Here is a 19,145-nt window from a genome sequence, read left to right as displayed (position 1 = left end):
GATACCGCGATGCGCCGCGAGAGGACGCGGCGACGAGTGCTCGACGCCGCCTTCATCCTGATGGGACACGAGCGCGGGCTGGCGGTGCGAATCGAGGAGATCTGCGCCGAGGCCGGTATCTCACGCGGCACGTTCTACAATTATTTCACCAGCCTCGATCAGGTGTTCGACGCTCTGTCGTTCGATCTCAGCCACGATTTCAACAGCGCGGTGCTGGCGACGATGGCGCGGATGGAGGACATGGCGGCACGCACCGATGCAGCGATGCGCTATTATCTGGAGCGCGCGCGCAGCAACCCGCAATGGGGCTGGGCGATGGTCCATATCAGCGCAACCGGCCCGCTGTTCGGCGCCGAGACCTTCGCGTCGGCGCTGGCGACGGTGGAGGAGGGAATTGCGCGCGGCGAGTTCGTGATCGAGGATGCCCGAGTCGGGCGCGACATGATTCTCGGCACCGCGCTGGCGGCGATGATCACCCAATTGCGCGAAGGTGCCGACGCGGATCAGCCGCAAAAGGTCGCGCGACTCATCTTGCGCGCGCTCGGCGTCCCGGACGATCGTGTGACGGATGTGGTGTCGCGTCCCCTGCCCCCACCGACGCTGACCGAATGAGGGAGCTCCGGCGATGACCGATCCGACGTCTTCAGATTGCGAGGGCGGCTGCGCCTGCGGCGCAATTCGCTACCGCCTCACCACGGCACCCATGTTCGTCCATTGCTGCCACTGCACGTCATGTCAGACCGAGACCGGATCGGCCTTCGCCCTCAACGCGATGATCGAGGGCGATCGGGTCGAACTCGTCGCCGGCGTGCCCCAGGCGGTGATGACCCCGTCCGAAAGCGGCAAGGGGCAGGAGATCATGCGCTGCCCGCAATGCCACGTCGCGCTGTGGAGCCATTATGGCTCGGCCCGACGCCGCATCGCATTCGTGCGAATCGGGACGCTCGACGCGCCCGGCGCCTGCCCGCCCGATGTCCATATCTTCACGCGATCGAAGCTGCCCTGGGTGGTCTTGCCGGAGGGCGCGGCGGCGTTCGAGGAATATTATAGACCGAAGGAGGCGTGGCCCGTCGAGGCGCAGGCGCGATACAAGGCCGCCATGGCCTGACATAAAAACGGCGGAGCTTTCGCCCCGCCGTTCCGTCATCGACCGAAGTGTCGCGCTTACTTCTTCGCGCGCGGCGACTTGACCGGCGCCGTATAGGCAACGCTGTCACCGTCATAATCGCCGGTGACGTAGCCGTCCTGGACGCGGAGGTTGAACTTGCGGTTGCTGCCGACCTCATAGCCGTTGATCAGGCGGACGCCGCCCTGCTCGACCGAGGTGGCATGATATTCGACGCCATCACGAACGAAGTTGAGCTCGGTGGCGGGCTCGGCGAACGCCGGGGCGGCGATGGCTGCTGCGGCGACGGTGAAAAGTGCAATGCGGTTCATGAGCAAGCTCCAATTTGCTGGGTTGCCCTCTCGCTGATACGTTTCTGTTGTGCGCTGCAGCAATTAGCGCGTGCTCGATTTTATGTAGAGTGAATTGCTGGGCATTCCGGTTGCAAATCGTGCAATTATGTAATGTTATATAACGATTGCAAGGCTTACAGGTCCGAAGAGGCCGGATTTTGCGCTGCATCGCAACACAGGTCGGTGAGATGAAAAGAAAGAGCCCGGCGTCGCCGCCGGGCCCTTTCCTCGATACCCCGACGGGCGATCAATAGGTGCCGGAAAAGCTCCGGTTGAGATTGGTTGGCCCACGCTGGTCATCGTCGCGCCAGCCGAATGCGCCGCGCTCACCGCGCTCCTCGTCGCGCCAATGCTGCTTGGCCTGCTCGGCCGTCTTCGAAACCGTGATCTTGTCGTCGACCGACTGGAGCCAGGCCGAGGGAATCGAATGATGATGGCCGCCCGCCGCCTGATCCGATTTGGTCAGCAGGATGCGGTCGCCGCGAACATGATCGACCTCGCCGATATGCGTGCCGTCCGAACCGACGACCTCCTGATGCTCCTGGACCTTGCTCAGCAGCTCGCGCTGGCCCGCGCGCTGCTGGCGCCACTGGCCGAACTCGCTGTCGAACTTGCTCTGATGCTCGCGGCGATATTCGTCATAGTCGCGGTCGAACGCATCCATCTGCCGATCGCGCCAAGAACGATAGCCGTGATCGTGCTGGCCCTGCGCCCGATCGCGCCGTCCGGCATCATAGATCGGGCCGAATTCGGGACCGGTCATGCCGGGACCCGATCGATAGCCGGGGTCGCCATAATAATCGCCATGGCCGCGCCCCGAATTGGAGCCGTACTGGCTGCGATAATCGCGCTCGTTTTCACGCTCGTCGCGCTGACGCCGGCGTTCGGCGTCGTCGTCGCCAAACCAGGAGCGAACCTCATCCGACGCGCGATCGAAGAAGCCGCGATCGCCATTGTCGTCGCGATTGTCCCAGCGCGCGCGCTCCCGATAATCGTCCGCACGCCCGGCACCATAATCCCGGCGGCCGTGATCGCCGCCGTAAGCGCGCCCGCGATCATCGTCGCGTCGGTAATCGCGGTTGTCGAAACTGCCATAACGGGGTCGGTCGGCGCCGTAGCCGCCACCCGATCCGCCATAACCCGAACGATCGTTCGAAGCGCCGAAACGACGGTCGTTACGCTCGTAACCCATTGAAACCTCCTGTGCCTCTCTCGGGTGTGCCGCGCGTCCGGGGGCGGTGCGCGGTCTGGAGGTAAAACCCTTCAACGGGTGGCGACGTTCCGGCACGGCACCGCGCGGAAGGGGCAGATCATCGTCGGGATTGTGATGAAAGCGTCGTTGCATCGGCGCGCAAGCGCCGCTAAGCGCGCATCTCGCTGGTGACGGGGCTGTAGCTCAGATGGGAGAGCGCTGCAATCGCACTGCAGAGGTCAGGGGTTCGATTCCCCTCAGCTCCACCAGCCTTCGGCCGCAGATTGCGTGACGCGCCACCCCGGCAAATAGGGACGATATGAACCCCGCGCGTTACATCCTGGCTCCTCTTTGGGTGCTGCAACTGGCGACCAGCGCGAAGGGGTTTAGCGACAATCCCCTGATCGGATCGCGCAGGCTCAACGCGTTGGGCCTGCACGCGGCGCGCGTCCGTCTGGCCCATCGCATGGCCGGCTGGCGCCGCCGCCGGCTACGCCATCTGGTCAGCGCTGAAGATGCCGCTGCCTTCGATCGCGACGGCTTCGTCTGCGTCTCCGACTTCTCCCGCCCGAAGCCTTTGCCGAGTTGCGCGACCAGGTACTGAGCTATGCCGCTCCGGCGCGTGAGCAGGCGCAAGGCGATACGATTACCCGCCGATACTCGCTCGGCCCGCGAGCCCGCGCCGCACTGCCGGCTGTCCGGACGCTGCTCGACAACGTCCGTTGGCGCGGCCTGCTTCGCTACGCCTGGAGCTACGATGCCGAGCCGCTAATCTATATCCAGTCGATCCTATCGCATCGCTATGACGCTCCGCCCGATCCCCAGACGTCGCTCCACGCCGATACATTCCACCCGACGGTCAAAGCGTGGCTCTTTCTGACGGATGTGGCGGATGACGAAGGACCGCTGACCTACGTCGCGGGATCGCATCGCATGACGCAGGCCAGACTGGATTGGGAGCGCGAGCGCAGCCTCCACGTGCATGACGGGCTCGACCGGCTTTCCGCGCGCGGGTCGCTGCGCATCAACGAAGAAGAGCTGCCGTCGCTCGGCCTGCCCCCCGCCATCCGCTTCGCGGTCCCCGCCAACACCTTGGTCGTCGCCGATACGAGCGGATTTCATGCGCGTGGGCTTTCGCGGCATCCGTCGACGCGCGTCGAAATCTGGGCCGATGGACGGCGCAATCCGTTCCTGCCCTGGACTGGGCTGAACCTGACCGGGTTGCCCGGCCTTGCCGAGCGGCGTGTGCCTTTATGGTGGCGCCTGCACGACCGATTGAAGCGCTGGATCTTGCCGCCTTGGGATTATGTCGGCCTCAAACGGCCGGGCGACACATGAACCCGGCCCGTTTTCCCGGTGCGCGCCCCTGCCCGCCGCAGGATAGCGGCCCCGGGCCGCATAACCCGTTCACCGGCCAGCCCATTTCGCACGATGAAGCCAGCCAGATTCATGCCTTGTGGTCATCCCTGACCGACGCGAACCGCGCGATTACCGTCGCGTGCGGCATGGCGTGGTGGAAGCGTGCACGAATCGCGCAATTCCTGCAGTCGGACCGCGCGACGCCGTTGCACTTCGCGAACGAGACCGAAGCGGCAGCCGCGAATGACGGACGCATCGCCGTCTGGCCGTCGCGCATGCCGGCTGGATTGGCAGAAGCGGCCGGTGACCGGCTGGTGCGGATCGAGGACGGGTTCATCCGCTCGATCGGGCTGGGGGCGGCGCTCCATCCACCGCTATCGATCGTGGTCGACGATCTGGGGATCTACTATGACCCGACCAGGCCGAGCGCCCTAGAGACCATCCTCGAAACGACGCGCTTTCCGTCAACCCTGCTCGACCGCGCCGAGCGGCTGCGGGAACGGATCGTCACCGGCGGCATCAGCAAATATGGCGCAAGCCCTGCGCCGGCGAAACCGCGCGACGCGAACACCAAGCGCACGATCCTCGTCGCCGGCCAGGTCGAGGACGACGCCTCGGTCCGGCTCGGCGGAGCGGGGGTTGCCGGCAATCTCGATCTGCTCGCCCGCGCCCGTGCCGCCGAGCCGGACGCCCATATCCTGTTCAAGCCGCACCCCGATGTGGATGCGGGCCACCGCAAGGGCCGCGTTCCCGACGCAGCCCTGCTGGCACATGCCGACGCGATCGTGCGCGATGAGGCGATACCGTCGCTGCTGGCGCGGATCGACGGCGTCCATGTCCTGACATCGCTCACCGGATTCGAAGCGCTGCTCCGCGGCGTCGACGTGACGGTTCACGGCCACCCGTTCTATGCGGGCTGGGGACTGACCCGCGATCTGGCAGGTCCATTGCCGCGCCGCACCCGAAGGCTGACGCTGGCCGAGCTGATCGCAGGCACGTTGATCCTCTACCCGCGCTATATCGACCCGGTCACCGAACTGCCCTGCCCGCCCGAAATCCTGCTCGATCGCTTTGCCGAGGGCTGGCGCCCCAAGCCAAGCCTGCTGATTCGGTTGCGTCAGTTTCAGGGACGCCTGGCGCGCCTGTTCGGCACGACCACCGATTAAGCGCGGGCGGCCTTGATGAAGGCTGCCGCAATACCCTCCGCCGCCAGATCGACCCGATCGCCAGCGGCACCACCCGCGCGCCAGATTGCATAATCGGAGCGCTTGCCGGTCGCGCCCGCGACATGGAACGGGCCGGCCAGACTCGGCTGATGATCACCGTAGAAAATCAGCCAGCCTTTCCCGCCGATCGCCCGGCGCAGGATCGGGATCATCGCATCGGTCGATTCGAGGTGACGCAGCCATCGCCCCATCGCGATCTTTTGCGGCACATCGCCCCATGCAGGCGGCAGCGGGACCGGATCGATCGAATCGTGCGCGGCATCCCAAGGCCCGTGATTTTGCATCGTGATCGCGAAGATCAGGATTTTTGGCCCATATTCGGCGATCAACCCGGCCATCCGTTCGGCCACCACGACATCGCCGACATAAGGCCCGGTGCGCGCAGCACCGGCAAAGCCTTCGATGCCGACGAACTGATCGAAGCCGAGCAGCGGCATCACTTTGTCGCGATAGTAGAAATCCGGCTGGTAGGGGTGGATGCAAATAGTCCGATAGCCCGCCGCACGCGCGGCGCTGGCGAGCGAGGGCAGCGGCACGCGGGCGAAATATTCGTAAGGGTTAAATCGATCGAGCCCGATATCCCGATCGCCCAGTCCGGTCAGCATCGCCAGTTCGGACCGGATCGTGTTGGCGCCCCAGCACGGCACGGTCAGGTGGCCCTGCAAGACGGCCTCGCGCTGCAACTGAGCAAACGCCGGCACAAGCGTGGCGAAGGACGGATCGAGCTGGCGCGGATCGACGAACGATTCGCCCTGCACGATCACGATCGGGCCGACATCGGGCAGCGGCGCCCAGCCGCGCGCCTGTGCCGCGCGCTGCCGCTCGGGCCGTTCGTGGCGCGCGATCGTCGCGTAGATTATGCAGGTCGCGAACACACCGAACTGCTTGCAGTCGGCGATCGGATCCCGGCTGGGCCGGAGCCGCTCATAGCGCAGTGCCAGCCAGTCGACCAAGGGCGGCCGCGAGGGGACGCGAAATAGCAATCGCCCGGTCAGGGCTGCCAGAATCAGGCGCGGCCATAAGAAGAATATGCCCGGATCCCACAGGGTCGGCTCGATCCAGACCAGCCCGCCCACGATCGCCAGGCAGGCGGCCGTCCCGGCCGCCATCTGCCATATGCCGACGAAAGCGAGATAGAGGCGGGGATGACGCACCACCTCTATCAGTTCGGCGCGGTCGGCGAACACCACCGGCTCGCCGAGCACGATGCGTTTGATCCGATCGGCGACGCCCATGCCGATGCCGAGCGCGAGCACGGCAAGTGCCGACAGGATCGGCCGCTGCGTTACCAGCAGGAACAGCCCGAAGCCGACCAAGGGTGCGAACGCATCGATCGCGAGGACGAGCAGCCGGCTGCGTCCGGGCACGCCGAACAACGGCGCGCCGACCTGCCACCGCAGCCCAAGCCACGTCGCCACCACGATGAGGAGTCCGACAACCAGCAGAATCATGGACCGCTGCTTAGCGCCCCGGCTCGATATGGAAATGGAAGCCGCGCATGATCCTGTCGCCGATCGTCGCCGGCAGCAGATCGGCGGCGCGATTGCCCAGCGCCAGAAGGTGCGGGAAGGTGATCCGCGGGCGCCGCCGATCGAGCCCGCGCCGGATCACCGCCACCATCTTGTCGAGCCCGACCATGAAAGGAGTCGGCCCCTTCCAGCGGTCGGTCATAGGCGTATCGAAGAAGCCGGGCACGATCACGCTGACCGCGATATTCTTCGGCTGAAGCAATCCGCGCAGCGCCTCGCCATAGGCGCGGATTCCGGCTTTGCTGGCGCTGTAGCCAACGCTGTAGGGCAGGCCCTTCAACCCCGCTATCGACGATACCACCGCCACCTGCCCCCGACCGCGCGCGATCATGCGCGGCAGGAGTGGCTCGATCGTGTGAATCGTGCCGAGCAGATTGGTTCGCACCTGCATCGCCGCCAAAGCGGTGCCTTCGGGTTGGCCATCGACGCCCGCACCCGCCGAAACGCCGGCGGCGGCGATCAGCAGATCGAACGGCGCCGCATCGTCCTGCGCGATCAGCCACGAGCCCAACGGCTCGGCAACCCCGACGTCGAAAAGACCCGTGACCACCTCCGCCCCCTTTACGCGGCAATCGTGGACCACTGCTTCCAGCCGATCCTCATTGCGGCCGGTCAAGACCAGGCGGATGCCCGGCGCCGCATAATTGCGCGCAAGCCCGGCGCCGAGCCCGCTCGATGCGCCGGTAATCAGGATTGTGCGGACCGCCGTCACCGTTGCGTGGCGATGGCAGCCAGCTGTGGCCGTGTCGACCCGACCAGCCGCATCACCGGGAGCGGCGCTTCCGCCGCCTCAAGCCGAGTGATCGATCCGGCGACCAGCATCGCCAGCCCAAACTCGCTGAAATAGCCGCCATGGACGAGACAGCGATCGACCAGAACGCTCCGGAACGCATCGAATACCGGCGCCTCGGGCGGCGTTGGCGTGGTCCAGAAGCAATCGAGCCCGCCCTGATGGGTAATGCGCGGAATATCGTAGACCGCATCGCCCAGCACGATCGTCGGCACGCCGTGGCGCAGCGACAATGTCCCGGTGGTGCTGTTGACGGTGACGACACCCTGCGCCGAGCGGACGATGATATCGATATCGGCGGTTTCGAGGAAAAACACCCGCTCGCTTATTCCGAGCCGTGCGGCAATCGCCAGCGTGCGTTTCTCCCAATCGACCAGCCCGTTATCGAGCGGGTGCCCCTTCACGAGCAGCACCGTCCCATCCGGTGCATGCCGGGCAAAAGAGGCCATCACCAGTTCGATCGCCGGCTCGATGCCGTCGAACTGCGAATGAACGCGAATCTGATAATCGTCGGTCAGTTGGAGCGGGAAGACGAAATAGGGTTTCCCACTTGCCTCCAACCGCTCCAGCGTTGCTGCCGAACGGATGGTTTCCGCTTTCTTTCGCAGCAGCCGCAGCACCCAGCCGAAATATTCGTGAAGGATATGCCATGGCCGATGCGTGCGATAGCCGGGAAAGAGCGGCACCAACGCCAGCGACGCGAGATTGTAGCTCACGTCTTCCCACGCGCGCCGCGCGAACGACGACGGCAATCCACCGAGTTGCGGCATCGGAGGCAGCGCGCGCGCTGCCTCCAGGTAATATTCGGGGTCGCGCGACAGGCGCGAATGGCCGTTCACGCCGCCCGCCTCCAGCGTCACGAAATCGGGGCGGATATAACCTTCCTCGAAAACATGGACCTGCAGCCCCAGGCGTTTCGCGACCGCGATCGCTGCCTCATGCAGCGGCCGGCAATCACCGAACAGGACGAGATCGGTGATGCCGCGCTCCTGCAGCAGCGCGGTCAGGAAGCTTGGCCAGCGGCCAAGCCCCCAACGATAGTCGACCGCATTCGGCCCGCGCCAATAGATCTTGTCGCCGCCATTGAAATTGACGCGATGGACACCGTGACCGCGCTCGGCCAGTGCCTGCCCCAGCCGCGAGAAGAACGGGCCGGCCAGCCCCTGGAGAAAGAGAAATTCCCTTCGCGGCACGCGCCTCACCCGTTCCCTGTTTCTATCGGTGCCCAACGCAATGTCGGTGGCAAAGGTTCTTTGCACTTCGATCACGCCACGCACAACCGTCCACCGCACGGACTATCCTGCCACAAGGGCGACACGCGGCCTTTGCGCGGCGCGAAAGGCCCAAGCGTTTGAACGACAAAATATTATGGACCTTTATCGAAGGCAAAGTTCAGCTACCAGCAAAAATGCTGCAACGCAGCGCGTGCGTTGATCCGGGTGCCTTGCCCGGCGGTTAGGGTGCGCTATAGCCCCGACAGGGAACTGGCTTTCCGGGTATTGGTTGCCCGGTTGGAGTGCGCGTTTGAATCGATCACGTCATGATTTTGGTCTTGGCCATGAAGTTCTCGGCGGCGAGCCGATCGCGATCGTCGGCGCTTCGTGCCGGCTTCCGGGGGCGCCCGATCTCGAGTCATTCTGGCGCCTGCTGATCGACGGAATCGATGCGGTCACCACGATTCCGGACGATCGCTGGAACAAGGGCGCCTTCTTCCATCCCGAGCGCGGACAGCGCGGCAAAGCCTATACCTTTGCCGCCGGTGTGCTCGACAATGTCGATCGATTCGACCCGGCTTTCTTCGGAATCAGCCCGCGCGAAGCGACCCAGATGGACCCCCAGCAGCGCCTCCTGCTCGAGCTTGCCTATGAGGCGATCGAAGATGGCGGGATCGACGTGGCGACGCTCGCGGGCCGGCAAGTTGGCGTGTTCGTCGGCGGTTCGTCGTGGGATTACATGAACTTGAACTCGGGCGACCCGTCGACAAGCGATGCCTATTCGATGATCGGCGTGACGCTCTCGCCGCTTGCCAACCGCATCTCCTACGCCTTCGATCTGCACGGGCCGAGCTTCACGGTCGATACCGCCTGTTCCTCCTCACTCGTCGCCTTGCATCAGGCGTGCGAGGCGATGCGCGGGGGGCAGATCGATACCGCATTGGTCGGCGGGGTCGGCATGCTGCTGGCGCCGCAGAGTTTCATCGGCTTCTGCCAGGCATCGATGCTGTCGCCCAAGGGCCGCTGCCATGCGTTCGACGCGCGTGCAGACGGTTATGTCCGCGCCGAGGGCGGCGGGATGGTGGTCTTGAAGCCGCTCGGCGCTGCGCTCGAGGCGGGCGATCCGATCCGCGCGATCATCCGCGGTACCGGCGTCAACTCGGACGGGCGTACACCAGGCCTGTCACTGCCCAACAAGCTGGCCCAGGCGGCCCTCCTGCGCGACGTATATACCCGTTTCGGACTAGATTGTTCGGACCTGGCCTACGTCGAGGCGCACGGCACAGGCACGCCTGCCGGCGATCCGATCGAGGCAGGCGCGCTGGGAAGCGTGCTCGGCGCGAATCGGACGGCGCCTTTGCCGATCGGGTCGGTCAAGACCAATGTCGGGCATCTCGAGGCCGGCAGCGGCATGGCCGGCCTGCTCAAGGCGATGCTGGTGGCCGAGCGCGGCATCATCCCCGCCTCGCTGAACAGCGAGACGCCCAATCCGAATATTCCTTTCGACGATCTCAACCTGACGCTTGCGCAAGACGCTATCGTGTTGCCCGACGACGGCCGGACGCGGCTGGTCGGTGTCAATTCATTCGGCTTCGGCGGCACCAATGCGCATGCCGTGCTGGCAGCCGCCGATCGCCGGCCCGCTTTGCACGAGCGCGCCTCCGATCGACTGCCGCCGCTGCTGATCTCGGCGCGTTCCGAGGGAGCTCTGCGTGCGCTGGCCGCCGCGTGGCGTGATCGCCTTGCAGAACAACCGGCCGACTTGCCGGCGCTGGTACGCGGCGCGGCCCTCCGTCGCAGCCAGCACCCGCGCCGACTGACCATACCCGCCGGCACCGCCGCGGAAGCGATCGAGGCGATCGAGGCGCATCTCGCTGGCAAGCCCAGCGCGGCCGCGGCCAACACTGCGGTGGCGGGCGGCGTTGGCTTCGTCTTCTCCGGCAATGGCAGCCAATGGGCGGGCATGGCGGCCGACGCCATGGCCGGCAGCGCCTCCTTCCGCAATGCCATCGCCACGGTCGATGCGGCGCTGGCGCCCTGGCTCGGCTGGTCGGTGGGCGAAGCGCTCGCCAATGCGGATGCGGAGGCGCTCCGCAATACCGACATCGCCCAGCCTTTGCTGTTCGCGATCCAGGTCGCGCTGGTGATGGGATTGCGCGCGGAAGGGATCGAGCCCGACGCCTGCATGGGCCATAGCGTCGGCGAGGTCGCCGCCGCCTGGGCCGCGGGGGCGCTCGATCTCACCGGCGCCGCCCGCGTCATCGCGGCGCGCAGCCGGGCCCAGCAGACCCGCCACGGCATCGGCGCGATGGCGGTGCTCGGGCTCGACGCCGCCACCAGCGCGGCGGCGCTCGCGACCCCCAATCTGGCGCAATCCGGCGTCGAGCTGGCGGCACACAATAGCAGCCGCGGCACGACCGTCGCGGGGCCGATCGCGGGCATCGCTCTGCTGGAGGCCGAAGCGAAGCGCGAAGGCTGGCGCTTTACCAAACTCGACCTCGATTACGCCTTCCATAGCGCGGCGATGGACCCGATCCAGCCGCAGCTTGCCGTCGATCTGAAGGGGCTCGCGCCGATCGGTTCGCGCCTTCCGTTCTTTTCGACGGTCACCGGAGCGATCCTGGAGGGCGAGGCGCTGGACGCCGCTTATTGGTGGCGCAACGTGCGTGCGCCGGTGCTTTTCGCCGAGGCGGCCCGGGCGATGGTCGACGATGGCATACGGATATTTGTCGAGATCGGCCCCCACGCGATCCTCGGCGCCTATCTGACCGACGCTTTGAGCGCTGCCGACAAGGAAGGCCGCGTGCTTGGCAGCCTCGCGCGCCGGCCGCTCAAACATGATCCGATCGCCACGATCGCGGCACGCGCGCATGCCGCCGGTGCCGATATCCGCCGCGCGGATGCGTTCGTCGGCGAGGCGGCGGTTCGCGGACTGCCATCCTACCCGTGGCAACGCGAACGTTTCTGGGTGCCGCGTACCGAGGAGGCGACCGACACGGTCGTGCTGCCGTTCGAACATCCGTTGCTGGGACAGCGGCGCGGCGATCAGCCGCTCGAATGGCGGCGTCACATCGGGCTCGAGCTCCAGCCCTGGCTTGCCGATCACGTCGTCGGCGGCGCAGCGGTGGTGCCCGCCGCCGCGCTGCTCGAAATCGCATTGGCCGCCGCACGCGCCCGCCACCCGAACGCCGCCGCGCTCGATCTGCTCGACGTCGAGATCGGTCGCGCCTTGGTGGTCGAGCAGCACATGATCCGTGAGATGCGGCTGCGCATCGGATCGGCAGCGGGCGATTTCGAATTGTCTTCGCGCCCGCGCTTGGCCGGAGAGGCGTGGATCACGCATATGAGCGGCCGCATCGCCGAGGGCGAGCCGATGCCGGACGCACCGTTCGCCGAACCAGTGCCGCAGGGCCGTGTCGACGGCGAGACACTGTATGCGATCGCGCACGAGATGGGGCTGGATTACGGCCCGACCTTCCGTGCGGTCGAAGCGATCGACCTGTTGGGCGACGATCGCGCGCTGGTTCGGTTCGGGACCGCCGCCGTGCTGGAACAAGGGTTGCTCCTGCCCCCCAATCTGGTCGATGGCGCATTGCAGGGCCTCTTGGCCATGGCTGCCGATCGGCTCGGCAGTGCCAATGGCATCCTGCCCTGGCGCTTCGGCCGGCTGCGCCTGCTAACGCCCGAAGGTGCCGAACCCGCTGCCGCGAGACTTCACGTCACCCGTATCGGCCCGAGGTCGGTGCGCGCCGATATCGTCCTGCTCGACGCCGCCGGTGCAGCGGTCGCGATGTTGGGCGATTGCTGGTTCGTTCGCGTCATATTGGGCCGCGCGGCGCGCGCGGAAGAGCAATTCTTCCACCCGGCCATCGTCTCCAGTCTCGCTCCTGACGGCGAGCCCGCGGCGATCATGGGCGACATCGCGATCGCACTCGGCGAGACCGGTGCCGATGCTGGCGAGGAAAGCCGCCTGCTGGTCGATGCCTATGCGACATCCGCAGCTCTCGCGGCCTTGCTACCGCTTGCCGACAAAGGCGTACTCCGCCCACAAGCGCTGCTCCGCGAGGAACGGATCGCCGCCTCCAGCCGGCCTTTGCTCGATCGGCTTCTGCGCTGGCTCGACGCCGACGCCCTCGCCGAACAGCATGCCGATGGCAGCTGGACCTTCGCTGCCGCCGACCTGCCGCGGGCCGACGCGATCCTGCGCACCTTGCTGTTCGACAGTCCGCGCGGTGTCGCCGAAATGGCGTTGCTCGCGCTGGCCGGCGATGCGCTGCCGACGGTATTGCGCGAGGGACCGGGGGCCTATCCCGCTTTGCCAGCGGCTTTGTGGGATCAGTTGCTCTCGGCTTCGCCTGCCAGCACCGATGCCGCCGAAGCGCTGGCCGATGCCGTCGCGCGCGTGGCCCCAGGCCGGCCGGGTGGCCGATCGTTGCGCATCCTCGAAATCGGCGCGCGGCGCGGCAGCTTCACCCGCCTGCTGCTCCGGACCCTGCACGCGAACGCTCCGGTGATCGTCGCAGCAACCGAAGCGGACGACCAGCCGATGCTCGCCGCTCTGCTGGAAAAGAGCGCGGGTGCCCGCGCGATCACCTGGGCTCCCGGCCAGCCGCTGGATGAGCCACCCTTCGATCTGATCGTCTCGGCGCATGGTCTCAGCCTCGGCGATCCCAGCGCGGCTGGTCTCGCCTCGCTGCGGCCGCTGCTGGCGCCGGGCGGAATGCTGCTCGCGGCCGAGCCGGCCCCAAGCCGGTTGTGGCAGCTACTGCGCCCCGATGCGCCGCCGCTCGCGGACGGCGCACGTTGGCGCACCCAGCTCGACGCCGCCGGCTTTGCCGAGACTGGCAGCCGCCCCTTGCCGACCGGCCTGTGGCCCGCCTGCCTGATCGCCGCCCGCGCCGACGAGGCCATCCGCTCAGCGCAACCTGCCACTGCATCTTTGACCCTGTTCGCCGACGCGTCGCCCTCTGCCGAGGCTATCGCCGCTGGATTGCGAGAGGCCGGCACGGATCTTACGATCCGGCCGCCCGCCGGGCTTACCCACTCGGCCGGACCGATCGCTATCCTGATCGAGGGCCATGAAGCCGGGCTGGCCGAGCGACTTGCGCTGATCGCCGGGCTGGCAAGCTGGCCGGCAAGCGATGAGCCGACGATGGTGACGATCCTGATCCATGGCGAAGCATCGGCCGATCCGCAGAGTGCGGCCATGATGGGCGTGCGCCGGGTCCTCGCCAACGAGGCCAGCCAGATCGCGTCGCGGCTGATCCGGCTGTCGTCCGATCTCACGGCCGAGCAGGCCACCGCTTACGCCGTGGCCGAGCTGCTCTATCCCGATTCCGAACAGGAAGTAGCTTGGAATCGGAACGGCCGCCATGTCGCCCGCGTCCGTCGTGGACTGCCGGTGGCACGGGACACGGCGCCGGGGACGCTTCGCCTCGCGATCCAGCGCCCGGGCCTGCTCGACTCGCTCGGCTGGGAGGTCGCCAAGCCCGATGCTCCGGGCGCGCGCGAATTGGCGATCGAAGTCCGGGCTGCGGGACTCAACTTCCGCGATGTCATGTGGGCGATGGGATTGCTGCCTGACGAGGCCCTGCTCGATGGCTTTGCCGGGCCGACACTGGGCCTGGAATGCGCCGGCATCGTCACGGCGATCGGCGAGGGTGTCGGCGACTTCGCGGTCGGCGATCGCGTGATGGCGTTCGCGCCCGCCAGCCTGTCGACCCATACCGTGACCGCGGCGCACGCGGTGATGCGCATGCCCGCCGGCATGGATTTCACCGCCGCCGCAACCGTGCCGGTGGCCTTCCTGACGGTCGCTTATGCGCTTGGCCATCTCGCCCAGCTTGGCGAAGGCGAGACGATCCTGATCCATGGCGGCGCGGGTGGCGTCGGCCTTGCCGCGATCCAATATGCGCGACATCGCGGGGCGCGGATCTTCGCGACCGCCGGTTCGCCGGCCAAGCGCGCGCTGCTGACGAACCTCGGCGCCGAGGCGGTGCTCGACAGCCGCAGCCTGAGCTTCGCCGACGAGGTGATGCGGCTGACCGACGGCCAGGGTGTCGATGTCGTGCTCAACTCGCTGGCGGGCGAGGCGATGCGCCGCAGCCTGGCGCTGGTGCGCCCGTTCGGGCGTTTCCTCGAGCTCGGCAAACGCGATTTCTACGAGAATAGCAGCATCGGCCTGCGCCCTTTCCGTCACAATGTGAGCTATTTCGGGATCGATGCCGATCAGCTTCCGCTGCGGCGTCCCAAGCTGGCAGGCGCGCTCTTCGCCGAAATCAGCGCGATGTTCGCAGCAGGCGCCCTGCGGGCTCTTCCGCACCGCGTCTATGATTTCGCCGATGCCGAGGATGCGTTCCGGCTGATGCAGGCGTCGGGCCATGTCGGCAAGATCGTGCTCACGCCCGGCGCGGTGCTGCCGGTCGCCCTGCCCAGTCCCCCCGCCTTCGCGTTGCGCGACGACCGTACTTATGTCGTCACGGGTGGCCTCGATGGTTTCGGGCTGGAGACTGCGCGGTGGCTCGCGCGTCGCGGGGCACGTCATATCGCGTTGCTCGGCCGCCGAGGCCCGGCTACCCCCGACGCGGCGGCGAAGCTCGCGGCATTCGAGGAAATCGATGTTCGCGCTTATGCCGTCGATGTCGCAGACGAGGCAGCACTGGCCGAAACGCTCGAGACCATCCGCACGTCCCAGCCCCCGATCGCAGGCATAATTCACGCCGCCGTGGCGATGGACGACGCGTTGCTGACCGCTCTCGACGCGTCTCGCTTCGATCGCGCTCTGCGCCCCAAGCTGCGGGGCGCCGAGTTGCTCGATCGCCTGACGCGGAGCGATCCGATCGAGCATTTCATCCTTTTCTCCTCGGTCACGACACCGCTCGGCAATCCGGGCCAGGGCAATTATGTCGCGGCCAACGCCGCGATCGAGGCACTGGCAGAGCGCCGCCATGCCGAGGGATTGCCCGCGCTTGCGGTGCAATGGGGTCCGATCGGCGATGCCGGCTATCTCGCGCGCGAGACGCAGGTGAGCGAGATGCTCGCGCGCCAGCTCGGCGGTGCGCATCTGAGTGCGGCCGAAGCGCTCGACACGATCCCGAGCCTGCTTGCCGCCGGCATTCCGGTGGCGGGAGTCGCGACGGTGCGCTGGGCGGCGATGAAGGCACGCCTGCCCCTGCTCGCGTCGCCCTTGTTTGCCGAGATGGGCGGCACGGTCGGCGAGGAGGCGGGCGAACTTGATCTCGCCGCGATGCTGGCGGGCTGCGGGCCTGAGGAGGCTCGGACCAAGGTCACCGGACTGCTGATCGAGGAGGTCGCGCGGATCATGAAGCTTGCGGCCGATCGGATCGAGCCCAGCCGCCCCTTGACCGAACTGGGCATGGACAGCCTGATGGCGGTCGAACTGCGGCTCGCGGTCGAGCAGCGTTTCGGGGTGACCGTGCCGCTGTTGGCGCTATCCGAAGGCGCGACCCTTTCGGCCATGGCCGGGCGAATCGTGCGCGGGCTTGGCGAACCTGCGGCGCCCGAGCAAAGCGCTGGGACGCCCGATCTGGCCGAATGGCTCGCCCGACACGAAGGGTCCGCTGCGACGGGCCCGGCGGACGGCGCCACTGCTCCCACCGAACCCGGCTTCGCGGCGGCCGCGGCAACTTCGCCTTAATCTGGCCCCGGCCACCATGCGACCATTGGACACTATGAACAATTCGTTCGGCCTTTCCGGCGATGCCAAAGCGGCATTGCTTGCACGTCTCGCCAACCGCCGCCCCGCGACCACGGTCGAGCCGGTGCCCGAGCCCAAACCCCCGCTCGGCAAGCCCGAGGTCGCGAGCGAAATCGCGATGGTACGTCGCGCGGGCGAGGCGCTCGGCATTCGGAACCCCTTCTTCCGCGCGCACGAAGGGATTGCCGGCGCGACCAGCGTGATCGACGGCAGGACCTACGACAATTTCGTGTCGTACAATTATCTCGGCCTCAACGGCGATCCGCGCGTGGCGGACGCCGCCAAGGAGGCGATCGACCGCTACGGCACATCGGTCTCGGCGAGCCGGATCGTGTCGGGCGAGCGCCCGATCCATCGCGAACTCGAGCTGGCACTGGCGGCGGTCTATCAGGCCGACGATGCGATCGCCTTGGTCTCGGGCCATGCCACCAACGTGACCGTGATCGGGCATCTCGTCGGCCGCGACGATCTGATCCTGCACAATTCGCTCAGCCACAACAGCATCGTCCAGGGCGCGCTGATGAGCGGCGCGCGGCGCATCTCCTTTCCGCACAACGACATGGACGAGCTTGATCGGCTGCTGGGCGCATCGCGCGGCCTGGTCAGTCGTGCGCTCATCGTCGTGGAAGGCCATTACAGCATGGATGGTGACGTGCCCGATCTCGCCCGGCTGGTGGAGATCGCGAAGCGCCACCGCGCGCATCTGATGGTCGACGAGGCGCATTCGCTCGGCGTGATTGGCGCACGCGGGCACGGCATCGCCGAGCATGCCGGCGTCGATCCGCGCGAGATCGACGTCTGGATGGGAACGCTCAGCAAGACGCTGTCGGGCTGCGGGGGCTATATTGCGGGCTCCGCAGCGCTGATCGACTATCTCAAGCATTCGGCGCCCGGCTTCGTCTATTCGGTTGGCCTGCCCCCACCGGTGGCGGCGGCGGCGCTCAAGAGCCTCGAGATCATGTATGCCGAGCCAGAACGTGTGGCCAGGCTTCAGGCCAACGGCCGGACCTTCCTGGAAGCCTGCCGCGCCTGTGGGCTGGATACCGGCTCCTCGATCGGCGGCGCGATCGTACCGGTCATGACGGGGAGCTCGATCGTTGCCGCACGCGCGGCGGATGCGTTGTTTCGGGCGGGCCTCAACGTTCAGCCGATCATCTATCCGGCGGTGCCCGAGAACGGCGCCCGGCTGCGCTTCTTCCTGTCATCGCTGCACGAGCCGGCGCAACTGCAGGATGTCGCGCGACACATCGCCGCCATCCTCACCACACTGACCGGCGAGACGATCGACCTCGGAGCGCTGACGGGCAAGCTCTCCGGCGCGCTGTGAGCGACGTTCGAAAGCGCATCGCCGATGCCGACATCGTCAGTCCGGGCATGATTGCCGACGCGCGGCCAGGCGATACCGAGATCGTCCTTGATCTTTCGAGGCTTGTCTCGCGCATTCTTCATCCGACCCCGACCGGGGTCGACCGCTGCGAGATGGCTTATGCACGGGGGCTTATAGCGATGGTGCCGGAACGGCTCGCTTTCGCCGCCGTGCATCCGTCGGCATTCTACGGGCGGCTCGACAAAGCCGCGGTATTGCGATTTCTCGATGAGACTGAATTGCGATGGCAGCATCGCGGATTCAGCTCTGCCTGGGACCGGCGCCGCTTCGCGCTCGCCTCACTCGTCGCGTTGCGCCCGCGGCGGGTATCGGTCGATCGCTCGGTCCGGCGGGCCTACGTGCAGGCATCGCCGAATAACCTGACGCGCCCCGACCGGGTGAAGCATATCCTGACGCGCGAGCAGGCGCATTTCGTGTGCCTGGTGCATGATCTCATCCCGCTGGAATATCCGGAATATGCCCGTCCCGGGGGCGCCGCCCTCCATGCCCGCCGCGTCGAGACGATCGTGACCCTGGCGGATGGTATCGTCGCGAATTCGCAGGCCACGCTCGACGCGCTGAAGCCCTATCTCGCCCGGAGCGGCCGTCAGCCGATCACGGCCGTCGCCCATCTCGGCACAGATCCGCCGATGGCGTTTCCGCCGCACCGGGATGAGCGGCCCTTTTTCGTCTGCATCGGCACCATCGAACCGCGCAAAAATCACCTGCTGCTGCTCCACCTGTGGAGACGGATGTCCGAACGTCATGGCGCGGGCAACATTCCGAAGCTGCTGATCATCGGCCGGCGCGGCTGGGAGAATGAGCAGGTCATCGACATGCTCGAACGCTGCGACGCGCTCGAAGGCTGTGTCGAGGAGCACAATCGGCTACCGGACAGGGAGGTGCAGCGGCTCCTCCGATACTCGCAGGGCCTGCTCATACCCTCGTTTGCGGAGGGTTACGGAATGCCGGTCAGCGAGGCGATCGCGCTTGGCGTGCCGGTCGTCTGCAGCGATATTCCGGCGCTGCGCGAAGCCGCGCTCGGCAACGCCCGCTTCATCGATCCGCTCGACGGACCGGGATGGTTGGCAGCGATCCAGGATCTCGCATCGCTGCCGGTCGCCGAACGGGTCGCCAGGCCCGACCTGCGTTCCGATCGAAGCTGGCAGCGCCATTTGCAGATCCTGTTGGACGTCTTGGACCGTCTCGGCCCCGTCCACAAGAAGCTGCCAAGGTAAGAAGCTGCCGCTCTGCTTGCGGCCAGAACATCGATGCGACAGGGGAAAGCATGAAA

General features: G+C 66.8%; 11 protein-coding genes, 1 tRNA gene and 1 pseudogene. 8 read left to right on the top strand and 5 right to left on the bottom strand.

Translation table 11 applies throughout. From position 1 onward, the window contains the following. The first annotated feature begins 9 nt into the window (after positions 1-9). Together AB4Z44_RS20115 and AB4Z44_RS20110 are read left to right on the top strand one after the other, a co-directional pair. A complete protein-coding gene (locus AB4Z44_RS20115) occupies positions 10-612 on the top strand; it encodes a TetR/AcrR family transcriptional regulator (protein ID WP_404711426.1) in 603 nt (200 codons plus the stop codon). Between the two features lie 13 nt (positions 613-625). Continuing rightward, positions 626-1,108 (top strand): GFA family protein, encoded by a 483-nt coding sequence (locus tag AB4Z44_RS20110; protein WP_404711425.1) that lies wholly within the window; start codon positions 626-628, stop codon positions 1,106-1,108. A gap of 56 nt (positions 1,109-1,164) precedes the next feature. Here the strand turns inward: AB4Z44_RS20110 and AB4Z44_RS20105 are convergent, their stop codons facing one another. Both AB4Z44_RS20105 and AB4Z44_RS20100 read right to left on the bottom strand, forming a co-directional pair. Next, positions 1,165-1,437: a hypothetical protein gene (locus tag AB4Z44_RS20105; protein ID WP_404711424.1), complete on the bottom strand. Its 273-nt coding sequence runs from the start codon at positions 1,435-1,437 to the stop codon at positions 1,165-1,167. 268 nt (positions 1,438-1,705) lie between these two features. Beyond that, complete coding sequence (locus AB4Z44_RS20100; RefSeq protein ID WP_404711423.1) at positions 1,706-2,650, bottom strand: DUF2171 domain-containing protein; 945 nt, start codon at positions 2,648-2,650, stop codon at positions 1,706-1,708. Between the two features lie 193 nt (positions 2,651-2,843). Here AB4Z44_RS20100 and AB4Z44_RS20095 point away from each other — a divergent pair. From AB4Z44_RS20095 to AB4Z44_RS20085, 3 genes and pseudogenes are all read left to right on the top strand, one after another. Next, positions 2,844-2,919: transfer RNA gene (locus AB4Z44_RS20095), tRNA-Ala, on the top strand. A gap of 50 nt (positions 2,920-2,969) precedes the next feature. Further along, positions 2,970-3,988, top strand: a pseudogene (locus AB4Z44_RS20090) (phytanoyl-CoA dioxygenase family protein). Then, complete coding sequence (locus AB4Z44_RS20085; RefSeq protein WP_404711422.1) at positions 3,985-5,175, top strand: hypothetical protein; 1,191 nt, start codon at positions 3,985-3,987, stop codon at positions 5,173-5,175. Before AB4Z44_RS20090 ends, AB4Z44_RS20085 begins: the two are co-directional and overlap by 4 nt. Here the strand turns inward: AB4Z44_RS20085 and AB4Z44_RS20080 are convergent. The 3 genes from AB4Z44_RS20080 to AB4Z44_RS20070 are packed head-to-tail and all read right to left on the bottom strand — an operon-like array spanning position 5,172 to position 8,747. Then, positions 5,172-6,686, bottom strand: coding sequence for an LTA synthase family protein (locus tag AB4Z44_RS20080; protein ID WP_404711421.1), 1,515 nt, complete (start codon positions 6,684-6,686; stop codon positions 5,172-5,174). The genes AB4Z44_RS20085 and AB4Z44_RS20080 overlap by 4 nt on opposite strands. A 10-nt stretch (positions 6,687-6,696) precedes the next feature. After that, positions 6,697-7,476 carry an SDR family NAD(P)-dependent oxidoreductase gene (locus tag AB4Z44_RS20075; protein ID WP_404711420.1) on the bottom strand — a complete coding sequence of 260 codons (780 nt, stop codon included), beginning with the start codon at positions 7,474-7,476 and terminating at the stop codon, positions 6,697-6,699. After that, complete coding sequence (locus AB4Z44_RS20070) at positions 7,473-8,747, bottom strand: capsule biosynthesis protein (protein ID WP_404711419.1); 1,275 nt, start codon at positions 8,745-8,747, stop codon at positions 7,473-7,475. Before AB4Z44_RS20070 ends, AB4Z44_RS20075 begins: the two co-directional genes overlap by 4 nt. 331 nt (positions 8,748-9,078) lie before the next feature. Here AB4Z44_RS20070 and AB4Z44_RS20065 point away from each other — a divergent pair, with 331 nt between their 5' ends. The 3 genes from AB4Z44_RS20065 to AB4Z44_RS20055 are packed head-to-tail and all read left to right on the top strand — an operon-like array spanning position 9,079 to position 19,089. After that, complete coding sequence (locus tag AB4Z44_RS20065; protein ID WP_404711418.1) at positions 9,079-16,425, top strand: SDR family NAD(P)-dependent oxidoreductase; 7,347 nt, start codon at positions 9,079-9,081, stop codon at positions 16,423-16,425. A 34-nt stretch (positions 16,426-16,459) separates the two neighbouring features. After that, the gene (locus AB4Z44_RS20060; protein ID WP_404711417.1) at positions 16,460-17,812 is read left to right on the top strand and encodes an aminotransferase class I/II-fold pyridoxal phosphate-dependent enzyme; all 1,353 of its coding nucleotides are present in this window, start codon (positions 16,460-16,462) and stop codon (positions 17,810-17,812) included. A gap of 47 nt (positions 17,813-17,859) precedes the next feature. Beyond that, complete coding sequence (locus tag AB4Z44_RS20055) at positions 17,860-19,089, top strand: glycosyltransferase family 4 protein (protein ID WP_404711416.1); 1,230 nt, start codon at positions 17,860-17,862, stop codon at positions 19,087-19,089. The last annotated feature ends 56 nt before the right edge of the window (positions 19,090-19,145 follow it).

This window comes from Sphingomonas sp. MMS24-J13, from assembly GCF_044905095.1.
Classification (GTDB): domain Bacteria; phylum Pseudomonadota; class Alphaproteobacteria; order Sphingomonadales; family Sphingomonadaceae; genus Sphingomonas_I.
The sequence above is the reverse complement of the archived record's forward strand: the minus strand, read 5'-3'. Positions and strand labels throughout refer to the sequence as shown.